Annotated in this window: 16 protein-coding genes; 2 read left to right on the top strand and 14 right to left on the bottom strand. The window is 53.8% G+C overall.

Annotated features, from left to right (window positions below; all coding sequences use genetic code 11):
- Window positions 1-39: 39 nt before the first annotated feature.
- The 14 genes from PHF39_RS11845 to PHF39_RS11910 form a co-directional block, all read right to left on the bottom strand.
- Entirely contained in the window at window positions 40-933 is an 894-nt protein-coding gene (locus PHF39_RS11845; protein WP_300224370.1) for a DUF5667 domain-containing protein, read from the bottom strand.
- A 454-nt stretch (window positions 934-1387) separates the two neighbouring features.
- Window positions 1388-1888, bottom strand: a complete 501-nt coding sequence (locus PHF39_RS11850) for a DUF350 domain-containing protein (RefSeq protein WP_300224373.1) — start codon at window positions 1886-1888, stop codon at window positions 1388-1390.
- Between the two features lie 101 nt (window positions 1889-1989).
- The gene (locus PHF39_RS11855; RefSeq protein WP_300224376.1) at window positions 1990-2628 is read right to left on the bottom strand and encodes a DUF5803 family protein; all 639 of its coding nucleotides are present in this window, start codon (window positions 2626-2628) and stop codon (window positions 1990-1992) included.
- Window positions 2565-3770: a threonine synthase gene (gene thrC / locus PHF39_RS11860; RefSeq protein WP_300224378.1), complete on the bottom strand. Its 1206-nt coding sequence runs from the start codon at window positions 3768-3770 to the stop codon at window positions 2565-2567. The genes PHF39_RS11855 and thrC overlap by 64 nt, the downstream gene beginning before the upstream one ends.
- A gap of 93 nt (window positions 3771-3863) precedes the next feature.
- Window positions 3864-4673: a nitrilase-related carbon-nitrogen hydrolase gene (locus tag PHF39_RS11865; protein ID WP_300224380.1), complete on the bottom strand. Its 810-nt coding sequence runs from the start codon at window positions 4671-4673 to the stop codon at window positions 3864-3866.
- A 12-nt stretch (window positions 4674-4685) separates the two neighbouring features.
- Entirely contained in the window at window positions 4686-4886 is a 201-nt protein-coding gene (locus tag PHF39_RS11870) for a hypothetical protein (RefSeq protein ID WP_300224382.1), read from the bottom strand.
- A 215-nt stretch (window positions 4887-5101) separates the two neighbouring features.
- Window positions 5102-5554, bottom strand: a complete 453-nt coding sequence (gene ndk, locus PHF39_RS11875) for a nucleoside-diphosphate kinase (protein ID WP_300224399.1) — start codon at window positions 5552-5554, stop codon at window positions 5102-5104.
- Between the two features lie 8 nt (window positions 5555-5562).
- Window positions 5563-5754 carry a 50S ribosomal protein L24e gene (locus PHF39_RS11880; RefSeq protein ID WP_300224384.1) on the bottom strand — a complete coding sequence of 64 codons (192 nt, stop codon included), beginning with the start codon at window positions 5752-5754 and terminating at the stop codon, window positions 5563-5565.
- Window positions 5755-5757: 3 nt separating this feature from the next.
- Window positions 5758-5967: a 30S ribosomal protein S28e gene (locus tag PHF39_RS11885; RefSeq protein WP_012106229.1), complete on the bottom strand. Its 210-nt coding sequence runs from the start codon at window positions 5965-5967 to the stop codon at window positions 5758-5760.
- A gap of 10 nt (window positions 5968-5977) precedes the next feature.
- The gene (gene rpl7ae, locus PHF39_RS11890) at window positions 5978-6346 is read right to left on the bottom strand and encodes a 50S ribosomal protein L7Ae (RefSeq protein ID WP_300224386.1); all 369 of its coding nucleotides are present in this window, start codon (window positions 6344-6346) and stop codon (window positions 5978-5980) included.
- Window positions 6347-6500: 154 nt separating this feature from the next.
- The gene (locus PHF39_RS11895; RefSeq protein ID WP_300224401.1) at window positions 6501-8516 is read right to left on the bottom strand and encodes a DUF2298 domain-containing protein; all 2016 of its coding nucleotides are present in this window, start codon (window positions 8514-8516) and stop codon (window positions 6501-6503) included.
- A complete protein-coding gene (locus PHF39_RS11900) occupies window positions 8503-9477 on the bottom strand; it encodes a lysylphosphatidylglycerol synthase transmembrane domain-containing protein (RefSeq protein ID WP_300224387.1) in 975 nt (324 codons plus the stop codon). The genes PHF39_RS11895 and PHF39_RS11900 overlap by 14 nt, the downstream gene beginning before the upstream one ends.
- Window positions 9461-10177 carry a dolichyl-phosphate beta-glucosyltransferase gene (locus tag PHF39_RS11905; RefSeq protein ID WP_300224389.1) on the bottom strand — a complete coding sequence of 239 codons (717 nt, stop codon included), beginning with the start codon at window positions 10175-10177 and terminating at the stop codon, window positions 9461-9463. Before PHF39_RS11905 ends, PHF39_RS11900 begins: the two co-directional genes overlap by 17 nt.
- Window positions 10164-11399, bottom strand: coding sequence for an NAD(P)/FAD-dependent oxidoreductase (locus PHF39_RS11910; RefSeq protein WP_300224391.1), 1236 nt, complete (start codon window positions 11397-11399; stop codon window positions 10164-10166). Before PHF39_RS11910 ends, PHF39_RS11905 begins: the two co-directional genes overlap by 14 nt.
- 192 nt (window positions 11400-11591) lie before the next feature.
- Between PHF39_RS11910 and PHF39_RS11915 the strand changes: the two genes are divergently transcribed.
- Together PHF39_RS11915 and PHF39_RS11920 are read left to right on the top strand one after the other, a co-directional pair.
- Window positions 11592-12770 carry a tubulin/FtsZ family protein gene (locus PHF39_RS11915; RefSeq protein ID WP_300224393.1) on the top strand — a complete coding sequence of 393 codons (1179 nt, stop codon included), beginning with the start codon at window positions 11592-11594 and terminating at the stop codon, window positions 12768-12770.
- Window positions 12771-12778: 8 nt separating this feature from the next.
- Complete coding sequence (locus tag PHF39_RS11920) at window positions 12779-13915, top strand: hypothetical protein (RefSeq protein WP_300224395.1); 1137 nt, start codon at window positions 12779-12781, stop codon at window positions 13913-13915.
- Window positions 13916-14292: the final 377 nt, after the last annotated feature.

The following is a 14292-nucleotide window of genomic DNA, read 5'->3' on the forward strand; positions in this document are numbered from 1 at the left end:
GATCCCTCCGGCATTCATTAAGCAGACAGGATCTGGTTATTACCTGCCGGCAGGCCTTGTATTCCCGTTACCATTCCCGTTGGCATTCTTGTTGCCGGTTTCTGCCGGCCCGGGATTATTGTTGTTGGTTCTGATATTCCGGGTCTGATCGGGAGTTATTTGCTGGTTACCTCCCGCAGCGTCTTTGTTATTCCCGGTATTTGTCAGCTGCCCATTCTGTCCCGGCTGCTCCCTCCCTGTGGCACGATCCGCTTGCTGGCGGTTCATATCCCCGGGTGACTGGTTTATTCGCAGTTCATTCCGATCCTTGTTCTGCGTGGTATTTCCCGTGAATTTGTTCCGGTCTTTCAACGCGTTTTCATCCGCGGGCCCGGGTGCTTGGAGTGTCTGGTTATCCTGAAGGTCTATGTTTATCGACTGGTTCTTCCTTGCCTGTTGCTGAACCGTCCTGATATTCTGTATCTTGTTTTCAAACTTTTGTTCGAGCCTTACACTATTGTTGTAAGCACGCTCGAGGCCGGTAGTATTCGGGTGGCTCTGAATGAGATCTCCCAGAACCCGCTGGTGCTTGGCAATCATCTCCCGTGCATTCAGGAGTCCCGTCTCATCGATCTCCGGTGCAGGGCCTGTACCGTTGACCGGTACGGATTCCAGGATGTTGTCGGTCTGGTTGATTTTCAACCGGTAGTGTTCCAGGGCAATGTCGGCAGTGTCTGTTTTGTTCTCGGAGAGTTCGCGTTTCAGTTCGGCAAGCCGGAGATCCGCGTGCCGGATCTGTTTTTGCAGTCTCTCGCTCTGGTTGAAGGTGAATGATTCATCAAGATCCTCAAACGCAAGTTTCAGCCCGTACAATGAATTATCGGGGCCGATACCGCCGGTATACGGCTGGATGGTATCCGCCTGCCCGCCTTCGGCAGGTGCTGCAGCTGCCACACCCGCGCAGCCCGCGAGGGCGAGCAGTGTGAGGCACAGTATGAATCCATATCGTGTTCTCATCATTGGTCCTCCGTTCATATTCTCATGGTTCGGCTCTGTGTGCCGCAATGAGATATGGGAAATTCCCTGCAATAAGGGCCGCGAGCGTTCAGGTATATTCAGGTTGTTCCCAACAGTATATTCTGCAAGGAAACCGTTCAGGAGTGTTCATTTCTCCATTCCGGAGATGAAATGAACGATTTTCAATTCATGGCAATCCAGCGATTTTTCGGGATTGGCGGAGCCGGATTCCTGCAGGGCGCGGAATAATCCCCGTTTCCTCAAATGCTGAGGGTATCGATCGTAAGAGGCAGATAATTATCTGGCAGAATTTTTGCATCTGCTGCAGATTATTCAGTCAGCATCCGCTGACAAGAATAATCACAATCCTGTGAATGATGAAAAAAGGGATTTAGAAAAGGGAGGCAGTAATGCCGATAACCCCGGACTGAATGATCCAGGCAACGGCGATGATCACACCACCCATCTCGAGCGCAACCGCGACATTGCCTTTCTTGAGTTCTTCGAATTCCTCGACACCCGAAGTGAGCTTGTCAAGGATGTTCAGGGCAAGGTAGATTGCACCGACTGCAAGGACGATACCAGCGATGAGCTGGAAGAAGGCAAGGGCAATCGTAAGCATTCCATCCGCCGAGAAGAGACCGGCTGCAAGTGCCTTGCTGATGCCGGCGGAGAGGCCGCTGACCCCGGACTCGACTACCATCGCAATGGCAACAAAGACTGCTGCAACAATGATACCAACGGCAACATTGCCCTTGGCAAGTTCCTTCTCTTCATCCATTCCCTTGCTGATCTTGCTCAGCACTGAAAAGCCGATGTAGAGGGCTACCACGGCAAAGACGATAGCAATAACCAGCTGAAAGATTCCAACGATTGCATTTTCAATAAGCATACCTTAACCTCTTTTTCTCTATCTCATTACGCATCGGGCTGTAAATACGTTTCTTTTCACGTTCCCGTGCCCTGAAAACGAACTAGTTGAAAATGACACTATTATTCCCCTCTCTTCATGGAGAGAAGATAGGGAACGACCACCAGGATGAGAACTAAGATCGCCATGAACTGGAAGAAGAACCAGAGCATGTTCTCGTGCCACTGGTCATAGAACCTGACGTTGAACGCGGTGGTCTTGTCCCACCGGACAGACGTGGTGTTGTCAGCATGATGCGTTACATTTGCACCCTGGCTAATCCCGGCAATGAGCGGATTTTTCACGGAGAATTCAGGGGGGATTGTCGCGTTCACCGAATAGGGGCGGGTGAACTGCCCCTGGAGGGTGTTGCCCGAGAGCGGGGCGAGATAGGAGACAGTATAATTTCCCTTGGCGAACGTGATGACAGACGGGGCCCCCCAGGGGCGGCTCCAGTTGAACCCGCACGGAGAGCAGTTGCCGGTGAGCTCCACATTTCCCACCTGGACCGGGACTTTCTCTCCCATGAATCCCACATCGGCAAATTCATAGCGCGAAGCATCCGCTATTTCGATCCTGGCCTGGTACGCTGTACCGTTTGGCAGGACAACGTACTCGGCCGAGAGCGCTCCTGCCGCAGGTATTCCCAGGATGGTAATTACAAGTGCAGCGCAGAGAGCAGCGAAGGCAGGTCTGCATCGATCTCTGTCGGGGGTTCGCATTGTTTGATCACCGTGTCCGGGTCTTTCAAGAGATGGCCTGTGACAACGCAGACAATCCGCTCATCCCTGTCGATCATGCCGCTCTCTGCCAGTTTCCTGATCCCGGCAACCGACGCAGCCGATGCCGGCTCAACACCGATACCTTCCTTACGGGCAAGATCGCGCTGCATCTGCAGGATCTCTTCGTCTGTAACAGATTCGGCAAGGCCCCCGGTCTTCCTGATGGCCGTGAGGGCTTTCTCGGCATTGACCGGTGCGCCGATCCGGATTGCAGTTGCCACGGTCTCGGGTGCCTTTTCGGGAACGACTTCAGGAAGGTTCTCGCGGATTGCTCGGACCACCGGGCTTGAGCCGGCCGCCTGGATCCCGGTCATCATCGGGAGCCGGTCGATGAACCCGAGTTCCTGGAGTTCCAAAAGCCCCTTGTAGACCGCGGATATGTTACCGGCATTGCCTACCGGGAGGACGAACCGGTCAGGGACTCCGCCAAGCTGGTCAACGGCTTCAAATCCGATGGTCTTCTGGCCTTCGAGCCGGTAGGGATTGATGGAGTTGAGCAGGTACAGCCCGTGCGATAGACAGAGATCGTGGACCATCTCGAGAGCACGATCAAAGTTACCGCGGATTGATATGACTTTTGCACCATGCATCAGTGCCTGGGCCACCTTGCCGACAGCCACCTTGCCGGCAGGGAGGAGAACAACAGCAGGGATCCCGGCCTTTGCCGCGTACACCGCAAGGCTGGCGGACGTGTTGCCGGTGCTCGCGCAGGCAACGCTCTTCTTTCCCAGCTGGAGCGCCATCGAGACTCCCACGGTCATGCCCCGGTCCTTGAAGGAACCGGAGGGATTCATCCCCTCGTGTTTTGCATAGAGATGGGGGATCCCCATTTCCTCACCTAGTCTCTTGAGGTGGTACAGCTGGGTTCCTCCTTCCTGGAGAGTCACCGGTTCGCCGTGCACCGGCAGGAGTTCCTTATAGCGCCAGACGCCAAGAGGCCGCTTGTCCCAGACCGCCTTGCTGATATTCATTGAATCGAGCGGGTATTTTACCGCAAGAAGGTGGCCGCATTTTGTACAATTATAGAGAATCTCGTCAGCGGGATAGGTGGCTCCACAGTTGACGCATACGAGATGGTACATGGTATAGTGTTGGTTATGTCATAACATATAGGCGTGCGGTTATGAGAAGATAATCCTTAACGGACAGGGTTGACGGAAGGGGAATTATTTCTGTTATTTCCTGCCGGACAAAAGTGGATAGAGCTCGCTTTTGCAGTCCTTTGCAACCGGGAAAGCGGTACGGACGGATTCAACAAGCGCGGGGTCGAGATCGCAGAAGAGCAGCTGTTCTGCCTCGTTTGCCTGTGCTATGGTCGTCCCGTTCGGGTCAACAGTCATGGAACCGCCGGAATAGGAATCAACCGGGGTTGTTCCGGTGGTGTTGATGCCGGTCACGTACATCTGGTTCTCGCAGGCACGGGCGGTGACGAAGAGTTCCCAGTGCTTCCTGCGGCTCGCCGGCCATGCGGCCGGGACAAACATTGCCTGGACACCGTGCCTAGCATAAATACGGAAAAGTTCCGGGAACCGGAGATCATAGCAGATGGCAAGACCGCAGGTCAGCTGCCCCAGCCGGAAAATACCCAGCTCCGATCCCGGGGAGAACTGTCGGTCTTCACCCCCGGGACTGAAGAGATGGATCTTTGCATAGGTTGCAAGAATCTCCCCGTTGTCCCCGATGATCAGTGCGGTATTCTTTAGGCGCCCTGCGCTCTTTTCCCGGAGTGAGCCAAGGATGGCGATCGCATTCTCTCCTGCCATCTCCCGGAGTGCCGATACGAGTTGGCCGTTCAGCTCTCCAGCATGGTTCGTGGAACCGGGGTTCCAGCCGGTTGCGAACTGCTCCGGAAAACAGACCAGGCGGGCACCGGACACCGCTGCATGATGAACGAGCGGCCGGATCTTCTCCAGTGTCGTCGCTGGATTGTCCCAGGTACCGGCGATCTGGGCACTGCATATCCGGACCGGTTGCTGATCATCCATGCAGGGCCTCGTTCAGATGCGCGGCGGGCTCCGGGGAACCTTGTAGATGATGAGAATGGCACTCATGACGATGAGCACGGTTGTTGTCAGGAGCAGGAATGGTGCCATCGGTATGTTCATGCCTATGAGCAGTGCGGCAATAATAATCCCTGCAACCGTGATGCTGCTGCCAATCAGCACATGCCCGACCGATGCAATGTCCCAGTCACTCATTTTCTCTTCCCCGTTTGTGTCATGATATAATCTGAACCCGGCATCATATAACCTGTGGTAAACGGGCGGAAGCGAATGATTGTAGGAGAATCCAGGCAGTTTTAAGGATGCTCTCCAGCCACGCATGTATTCATGTTAGACAATCTCGCAGTGCGGACCACGCCATGCGGTAGTCTTCCTAAACAGGTCTTGGATGAAATGGTTCAAAAAAAGAATCAGTATTCGTACAACACGGACTCGTCGATCCGCTTGTAGTCGAATACTTCAGTGGTTTTGAAATGGATCCCGATCTCGCGGGCTGCACTCTCTGGGGAATCGGCGGCATGGATTACATTCCTGCCAATGTCGATCCCGAAGTCGCCGCGGATTGTTCCCGGCGCGGCTTCCTGGGGGTTTGTGGAACCGACCACTTTTCTGACGATCGCTGCCACATTCCTTCCCTCCCACACCATGAGGAAGACCGGTCCGCTCATGATGTATTCCTTCATCGAGGGGAAGAAGGGTTTTGAAAGGTGTTCCTTGTAATGTTCTGTCACCCGCTGTTCCGGTAACTTCTCGAAGCGGGCAGCCACGAGCTTGAGGCCTTTTGCCTCGAGCCGGGAGACGATCTCCCCGACGAGGCCGCGCTGGACACCGTCGGGCTTGACCATCACAAAGGTGCGATCCAGCATGGGGATCACTCCTTGCCGAGTGCTTTCCTGCCGGCGTTTGTCCACTGGACACGGCGCGGGACCCGGCCGAGCTTGTGGTTGTTCTGGCACTTGGTGCTGCAGAAGTAGAAGATGGAACCGTCCTTCTTCACAAACATCTTGCCGGTGCCGGGCTCGAGCTGGCTGCCGCAGAAACTGCAGATATGCTGTTCAACCATCGTTTACCGCCTCGAGAGTTTCTTTGCTTCGCGCTCGGTCTCAAGGAGCATGATGACGTCTCCTTCACGGATCGGGCCCACAGTGTTGCGGGTGATGATCCGTCCCTTGTTGTTGCCGTCGAGGATACGGCACTTGACCTGCATTGCCTCACCGTGCATGCCGGTTGAGCCAACGACCTCGATTACTTCTGCCGGCGTTGCATCGTCTGCCATGGTCAGAACCTCACGCCTTCAGCGCGGCAAGCTGCTTGGCAAGATCGTCAATCGTCTCTTTTGCCTTACCGGGCTTGACAATGGCTGCCGCGGCGGATCCAACGTCAAGGCCGCTTGCGGCACCGATGTCGTTTTGTTTGTTGATGAAGATGTAGGGGACCTTCTTCTCTTCGCAGAGAGGACCAAGGTGCATCACGATCTCTTCTGGCTCTACGTCGGCACCGATGACAACGAGGGCGGCGATGCCGCGTTCAATGGCTTTTGTTGCCTCGTTGGATCCCTTCTTGATCTTTCCTGTGTCTCTTGCAGCTTCAAGGGCTTCGAGCGCCTTGTTCTGGAGCTCCTCAGGAGCTTCTGTCTTAACGTAACCTTTTGCCATAACTCACCTCATTCAGGAGTGTATGCTCCTTCATTACTCATCAGTAAGCAATGATGTAGCCATATCAGTTCGACAGGAACGGAAATAAAGGTTTGTGCCACGATGGGTAAAGTGCACACATGGCAGCCTGCTACCCGGAACGTGTATCTCTGGATTATGCAGAAAGCCGATATATGGAAGTAGTTCCTTCTGAATAGATCTTTGTTAATCCGGATGCCGGAAGGGAGACACTGTATCGTTCATATTCGGAACTCCCGACATAGAGAAGGGTGGCATTGTATTTTTTCATGAGCGGGATGGTCAGTTCCGGCTGTTCATAGATATCCCGGACATCGTCTTTTCGTTCAGAGAACCAGCCGCTCGTATCTCCCCTCCACATGTATTCATGGAATGGCTGGCCGATGATTGCCGGAATTCCCGTGAACGAGGACACCCGTGAGTAGTACGAATAGTCCCCGTTTTCTGCTTCCACAAGGATCTCACCTTCGGGAAGCGTGCGGAGATAAGCAACCGCACCGGCATCTCCCGGGTGCGAAGCGGAGAGATACTCAAGTCCGTCAAGAGTGTTGGTACCGTATCCGGAATTGTAGGAAACCATGAACGGCGCAGCAAAGAGGAAAAGAACGATCCCGAGGATTGCTGCTGTCGTGATCCGGTCTGAAAAAACCGGGATGCGTCCCCATCTCCCCAGCCACTGCCCGACCATGACCAGTGCAGCGGTACCGAGCATCAGCCATGCGGGAAGATAACACTTGAAGACCGTGTTCATGCGGAAGAAGGTCTCCCCCATGTTGTCCTTCATGTATACGAGTTCGCAGATCACGAGAATGGCCAGACCGAATGCCGCAAGAAGATCGGGAAAATCCCGGTCGGCTTTTGCTACAAGATAAACGAGGGGGATGATGGCAATCGCTGCAGCGATGTACCCGGCAAGGGCGAAAGGCAGGCAGGCAATGAGGAGCCACGGCCGTTTCCGGAACTCCGGGACAAGCAGCGCGATAAAGATGGCAATGAAGATGCCATTCACCCAGAGGAACTCGACCGGATCTGATGGTGTCCTGACAAATGCAATCGCCCCGGTCTGTGTCTGCAGCTGGAGATAGAAGGGAAGGTAACAAAGAATCGAGATGGGGGGCACGGTAAAGAGGAATGCCCAGGTGTCTTTTCCCAACGATGCCCGGTTTCTCCAGATGAGGAGAAATGCGATAATCAGCACAAGGGGTGCATAGATGAGAACATCCCAGGTGTTGAAGAGCGGCATTGAACCAAGACTGAGGGAAACCAGGATCGTTACTATGGCTTTTTGAACCTTGTCCAGGGACTCCCAGTTCCGGTAAACAAAAAGGAGGAGCAGGATAAGGAAGAGCTGGTTGAAGATCGAGACAACATGGGCATGGACATCACCCCAGACAAATGAGAAGAGGGGATACTCGTTGATGGTATTGGTGATGGTCCGGGTTCCCAGCCAGGAGAGTGATGCATCATAGGCCGGATTCACCGCTGATCCGGTGATGAGCTGGTAGACAAGTGCCGGGTTGGGGAGGATGAGCACGATAAGCGGGAGCCAGCGGAAACGATCGAGTAGCAGGGTTCCTATGGCATAAAGGCTGATCGCGGAAAGGGCGAACACGGTAGGGAGCGACAGGTTGAACGCGATCGCGGAAGAAACCCCGCTGACGATGGCAAGGCAGCCGAGCATCCAGTACCCGAGATAGTAATAGACATTGAGCGTGCCTTCGGCAAACCAGGGATCGAGCGGGGGGACAACCGGATTCAGGATAACCGATGCAAGGAAGCCGTGGTCCATGAATTTCTCGGCATAGGTGATGGTCGGGTTCACGAACCGGACATCCAGCATGATGAGGAAGGTAACGAGGAAGAGGGCCTCCCAATGCCACTGGGTTTTCAGGTCACGGATCTGGTAGTTCCGCTTGCAGAGGTGCCATGCTGCAAGGATAATGAAGGGAATAAGGGCTGTATGGATGGGGATCCGGGTGAGTCCGCAATACCAGGAAAGGATGGTAAAGACAAGAAGCGACGCAGGGAACGCAACAGGAAACGCGAAGCGGCCAAAGGTCTTTTTCAGGGATGGATACAGTGAGAGCTGCAGGAATGTAAGGACCGCAAGCCAGCTGAGTACGGCAATGATCTGCTGTTCAGGTGCCGTCAGGTCTCTTACCCCCGTTGAACTTTGTGTTGACTGCCTCTTTTATACTGGGAATCACCCAGTCCCCGAGATAGTAAATCGATATGATTCCCCCGGCCAGTGTCACAATGTTCTTGATCAGGTGATCGATGACCGCGATCAGGGTTGCAACCGCCGGGCTCACCCCGGCAAGACCGAATGTCAGGGCAAGGGAGAGTTCGTACGTCCCCATCCCCCCGGGTGTAAGCGGTACTGCTTTTACGAGGTTCCCGATGACCACAGCAAGCACGACAACAGCAAAAGGTATCTGCTGTTCAAACATCATGACAACCGCATAACAGACGAGGATGTCGAGGAGCCAGATGAGAATGGATGAAGATCCGAGCATCACGATAGAACGGAGGGTGAGCGAGGCCCGTTTGATCTCGTGGAGCATGTTGAGGATGATGGCAATGTACTGATTCCCGGAAGTGAACCTGCCGACAACGACCAGGAATCCAAAGAACGCAATCCCGGCAACAAGCGGGACGATGATGAGTGTCAGGAACCAGGATGGTGCGTTGATGACAAAGAAGACCGAGATAGCCCCAAGCAGCGCAACGGTGAAAATATCAAAGACTCTTTCCACGACAATCGACGATACGCCTTCAGAATAGGTGGTGTTATATTCGTGCTTCAGGATGAAGACACGGACAAAGTCACCGAGCCTTGCAGGCACGACAAGGTTGACCGTCTGGCTGACAAAGATGCATGCCATGGAAACGGTCATCTTCACGGAGTAATTCAGGCCGGCAAGGATTTTCCGGTACCTCCACCCGCGAAGGACCCATGCCATGAGGCAGATAGCAATTCCGATGAGGAGGAACGCCGGAACAATGTGCTGAAACGCAACAAGGAGATCATCCCACACACTGTACAGCATGTACCCGATGATACCTGCGGCAAACAGTGTCGGGATTACGATGGCGCTAATCTTTCGATACATGGATCTGCCACCATAACCGGAGGATTGATCTGCCCATCGTGAAGATATCCTTTGCCTTCACGGTTGTCCCTTTTCCCGCCCTCCAGCGGACTGCGAATTCCTTAACGCGACAGCCCTTCCGCTGGCCCCTGACAAGGAGCTCTGTGTCCCAGAACCAGTGGGTGTCACGGACGGTGGAAAGGATGGGAAGAATTCGCTCGCGGTTGAATGCCTTGAACCCGCACTGGTGGTCGAATACCGTGCTGGACAAGAACAACCGCACGAGAAAATTATAGGAGCGGCTCGCGATCTCCCGGCCGCCTGTCCGGATAATGTCACTGTCCGGCATGAGTCGCGAACCTGTTGCCATGTCATACCCATCACGGATCGCCCCGATAAGTTCCGGGAGGTGCTGCATATCCGTTGCAAGATCGACATCGAAATAACAGACAATCGATCCTCTGGCTTCCTGTATCGCACGGTTGAGTGCCTTGCCACGGCCTTGCCGGGCATCGCTGTGGAGGAGGCGGACCCGCGGGTCTGTCCTGCCAAACTCTTCAACAATGGCAGCGCTCCCATCTGAGCTCCCGTCTTCAGCAACAAGGATCTCAAATGACGGGGATATGCCGGAGAGGATCCTGATGGAAACGGGAAGTGCCCTCTCAAGGGAATCCCGGTCGTTGTAGACCGGGATGATGGCGGTCACTTCAGGTGCTGCCATGGATCTTTCTCCTGATGCATTCGGCAACCTCCAGACCTGCCCGTACTGATCCCTCCATGCTCCGTTCGGGATAATTCGTTTTGGAGAACATTCCTGCCATGAAGAGCCCGTCCTGCTCGTATGCCGGCAGGAGGTTCCGGTACCCCACTGTATAGACAGGCCCAGCCCACGGGTCGACAGCCATCCGGTGCCAGTGGATCTCGCGTTCGGGGACAGCAAATCTCCTGCAGAAGTCTGCGATCATCCGTTCATCGAGCTGGTGGGGGACTGTCCCGGAGAAATAGGAGGCAAGATAAACGATGTGCTCGCCGTAGCGTTCCTGTGGAATAAAGTTTGTATGCGACACAACGGCGCCATACGGTGCCGATTCTTTCATGTTGAGCCAGTATATTCCTTCCGTTACCTGGCGATCCAGGGCAAGGGTCATGCAGGCTGCTCCCTGGTAAGGGATATGCGGGAGAGCCGGCCCACCCATCCGCTCCAGTTCGTGCGGGGGGATTGTGGAGATGACCGCATCGAAATGCATCCCGTTAAGGATCCATCCGTTCCCCTGTTTTTCAAGGGATGTGGCAGGAACCTGCTTCTGGATCCGTCCGCCTTTTGCTGTTATCGATGATTCGAGCGCGGAGATTACCTGATGGAATCCTCCATTCAGGTAACCCAGTCTCTCCCCGGAAACGCCGCGGTTCGACCGGATGGCGATTCGGCTGATGAGCCATGCTGCCGAGACCTCGCTTCTCCTGTCGCCGAATTTACTTTTCAGCAGGGGTTCGAAGAATGATGCATAGACATTGGAGCCCAGGTTCTCGATGATATACTGCTCTGCAGGGATGGCGTCGAGTCCGGCAAGATCGATCTTTTTTGCCTTAACCGTGAGCCAGGCCAGTTTTGCCTTATCGGGGAGGGTAAGTTCAGGGTAGGCGAGGATCTGCCCGGGTGTGTTGAGCGGAAAAATCCGACCCCTTGCATAATACCCGGTTGTCCCGGTGATCCATTCCAGCTTCCCGGAAAGGCCCAGCCGTTCCAGGAGCGAGAACAATGCAGTATCGGTGGCGAAGCAGTGATGATAGTACCGCTCGATCCAGTAATCTTTCATGTTGTAGGAAGAGAGACATCCCCCAAGATAGGGCAGTCTCTCAAAAAGATGGATCTCGTGTTCGCTGGAAAGAGCGTCCGCTGCAACAAGGCCGGTCAATCCACCCCCGATAATGCTGATCTTCATGGCTGACAATCTATAGTACTTTTGGGGCCGAAATGAAAAAGGCTCCGGAAAAAGCGCCGGATTTGCCGGAATTACCTCGTAATCTCATAACAAAGTTTTTGAACTGCCGAAATAAAAGGTTCATATCAGCAAAAGGACTTAAAAGAATTAAAAGAAATTATTATCTGTTAGCCCATTGGATGGTGTCACCGGATGCGGGTATTTTTCATAGGATTTGGCCAGGCGGGCGGCAAAATTGTCGATATGTTCATCGATCAGGACAGGAAGCTCGGTACAAACAGTTTTCGAGGAATTGCCGTCAATACCGCACGAACGGACCTGATGGGATTGAAAAATATTGAACTGAGGGACCGGATCCTGATTGGCCAGACGATGGTCAAGGGTCATGGAGTAGGCACCGACAACGTGACCGGGGCCCGGGTTACTGCAGACGAGATCGACAGCATCATCAGCGCCATCGACAGCCGGGGCACACATGACGTTGATGCCTTTGTCATCGTTGCAGGACTGGGAGGAGGGACGGGTTCCGGGGGTTCCCCGGTACTGGCACGCCACCTCAAGCGGATCTACCGCGAACCGGTGTATGCTCTGGGTATCATTCCGGCACCGGAAGAAGGGAGGCTTTACTCCTATAATGCTGCAAGAAGCCTGACAACCCTCGTGAATGAAGCGGACAATACCTTCATTTTCGATAACAGCGCCTGGAAAAACGAGGGCGAGAGTGTCAAGACCGCGTTCCAACGCCTGAACAACGAGGTTGTAAGAAGGTTCGGTGTTCTCTTCCGCGCCGGAGAAGTCGGCAGGATGGGCGTTGGCGAGATGGTCGTTGATTCCAGCGAGATCATCAATACCCTCCGTGGCGGGGGTATCACCTCTGTCGGTTATGCGATAAGCGAGGTGCAGAGCAAGGCCACCAAGGAGAGGAAGGGACTTCTCGGGGGCTTAAAAGACAAGTTCGCGGCAAAGAGGGAAGCAAACGAGGAGGTTCTGCTAGGTGAAGACAGGTCTGCTAAGATCGTTGCCCTGGTCCGGCGGGCAATGCTTGGACGGCTGACTCTCCCCTGCGATTACTCCACTGCCGAGCGGGCGCTGGTTCTCCTTGCCGGCCCACCGGATGAGATGGACAGAAAGGGCGTGGAGAAAGCGAAGAGCTGGGTTGAAGAGAATATTGCCGGTGTCGAAGTGCGTGGCGGCGACTACCCGGTCAACAGCGAGTACGTTGCCGCCGTTGTTATGCTGGCAACCGTTGGCAATGCGCCCAGGATCAAGGAACTCCTTGATATTGCCAAAGAAACAAAAGAAGATGTTATAAAGTCAAAGGAGAAAAAAACGAGTATGTTTGAAGAAGGGATTGATCCCTTGTTCGAGTGAGGTTGAAGATGAAGGTAACAAAAATTATTATCCTTGCAGTTGTTGCTCTGTTTTTTTGCATTCCCACGGTATCGGCATTCTCGATTGAAGGAATGACGATCGAACCATCCGGTTCGCTTACGCCCGGTACAACAGTCACGGCTTCCTTTAAGATTATTTTTTCAGCATCATCAAGTCTGACTTTCCCTGAAGGCAGCGACCTTGTGCTGTCTACGGATCTAAAGGATCCGACGTGGAGTTATACTATCCTTTTAAACGATGTGGAAAATCCCCGTAACCCGGTCGGGGGCAAGACGCTTGAATTGAGCGGCTTTGAACTGTCCTATCCTTCCGATGTGAGTGAGGTTCTCCGCGTCACCCTCAAGGGGACTGCCCCGAGTGTTGACGCCACTTCGGAAAAGACTATCCTCAATGTAAAGGAAGTGGACTCGAACGGGAATACCGTGGCAAGTTCCGTTGTCACCAAGACTGCCCTAGTCATCCACACGGGGGATGTATCAAAGCAGGTCTCGGAGAAGAACACCAACCTGCAGGCACTCCAGGCACAGATCGATGAGAAGAGTGCCATGGGCGTTGACACCTCCTCCGCCGAGGCATACTTTAACGATGCACAGTCCAAGATCTCAACGGCATCGTCCCGGCCTGCAACGCAATATACCGAGGCAATGGCAGACCTGACCTCAGCCCAGACATCGATTGATGCAGGGAACACTGCGGTCGAGCTTGCGTGGGCTGAGATGGAAGTTGCCACTGCGCAGGTCCCGATCGACCGGGTAGACAGTGTGATTGGCTGGTTCAAGGGCAACCAGAGCACGGCAAGCGATGCGCAGTTATCAGCCATTGTTGCAAAGCGCGAGTCGGCAGTAACGTTTCTCTCAAATGCGAATGATGCCATCAACAGCGGAAACTACCAGCAGGCCCGAACCAAGGCTGCTGAAGCATTCGCCAAAGGAAATGAGTCCTATACCGATGCCCTGGTACGCCAGAAACAATTGTCATCCGGGTTCCAGCTCCCCAACATTCTGCCGAGTAATATCAAATTACCGGGCGGAATATTCCTCATCATCGGCATCATTGTCGTCGTCCTCGTTATTGTCGGGGTAGTCATCTACCGCAGGCGCTCCAGCTGGGATGAACTCGGTTAATTGTCGATACCTTCTTTTTTCAACTCCTTCTTTATGATTAACGAATGCCCGTTTTACCTGTGAATAGGAGGATGTTAGAGTGGCTGGATTGAGTGATCGGGGATCCGTGGCCCGATCAGCGGACCTGTTACCATTATGGTGCACTTTCCTGCAATCTGTCCGATCACGTGGTGCACCGTCCCTGACTCTATCCGGATCATTTTTTGCAGTCCCGGATGGAATTTCAGTAATAAGTGATCGCGATGAAAAATTTTTGCTCTGTAGAAATGCTTTGAACGAGAGAAAAGAGAACGGCGAATGACCAAAAGATCTAAGGTACATTGTCTCCATACCAAGATGTGTGCTCAACTAGTAAGGAGACAAATAAAAGATCGTCC

Source organism: Methanoregula sp. (assembly GCF_028712425.1).
Classification (GTDB): domain Archaea; phylum Halobacteriota; class Methanomicrobia; order Methanomicrobiales; family Methanospirillaceae; genus Methanoregula.

Coding starts and splice junctions, on each gene's coding strand:
- PHF39_RS11850 (WP_300224373.1), bottom strand. CDS start 1,888: ATGCTTATTGAAAATGCAATCGTTGGAATCTTTCAGCTGGTTATTGCT.
- PHF39_RS11910 (WP_300224391.1), bottom strand. CDS start 11,399: ATGAAGATCAGCATTATCGGGGGTGGATTGACCGGCCTTGTTGCAGCG.
- PHF39_RS11905 (WP_300224389.1), bottom strand. CDS start 10,177: ATGGCAGCACCTGAAGTGACCGCCATCATCCCGGTCTACAACGACCGG.
- rpl7ae (WP_300224386.1), bottom strand. CDS start 6,346: ATGGCAAAAGGTTACGTTAAGACAGAAGCTCCTGAGGAGCTCCAGAAC.
- thrC (WP_300224378.1), bottom strand. CDS start 3,770: ATGTACCATCTCGTATGCGTCAACTGTGGAGCCACCTATCCCGCTGAC.
- PHF39_RS11900 (WP_300224387.1), bottom strand. CDS start 9,477: ATGTATCGAAAGATTAGCGCCATCGTAATCCCGACACTGTTTGCCGCA.
- PHF39_RS11885 (WP_012106229.1), bottom strand. CDS start 5,967: ATGGCAGACGATGCAACGCCGGCAGAAGTAATCGAGGTCGTTGGCTCA.
- PHF39_RS11920 (WP_300224395.1), top strand. CDS start 12,779: ATGAAGGTAACAAAAATTATTATCCTTGCAGTTGTTGCTCTGTTTTTT.
- PHF39_RS11870 (WP_300224382.1), bottom strand. CDS start 4,886: ATGAGTGACTGGGACATTGCATCGGTCGGGCATGTGCTGATTGGCAGC.
- PHF39_RS11880 (WP_300224384.1), bottom strand. CDS start 5,754: ATGGTTGAACAGCATATCTGCAGTTTCTGCGGCAGCCAGCTCGAGCCC.
- PHF39_RS11915 (WP_300224393.1), top strand. CDS start 11,592: ATGCGGGTATTTTTCATAGGATTTGGCCAGGCGGGCGGCAAAATTGTC.
- PHF39_RS11865 (WP_300224380.1), bottom strand. CDS start 4,673: ATGGATGATCAGCAACCGGTCCGGATATGCAGTGCCCAGATCGCCGGT.
- PHF39_RS11855 (WP_300224376.1), bottom strand. CDS start 2,628: ATGCGAACCCCCGACAGAGATCGATGCAGACCTGCCTTCGCTGCTCTC.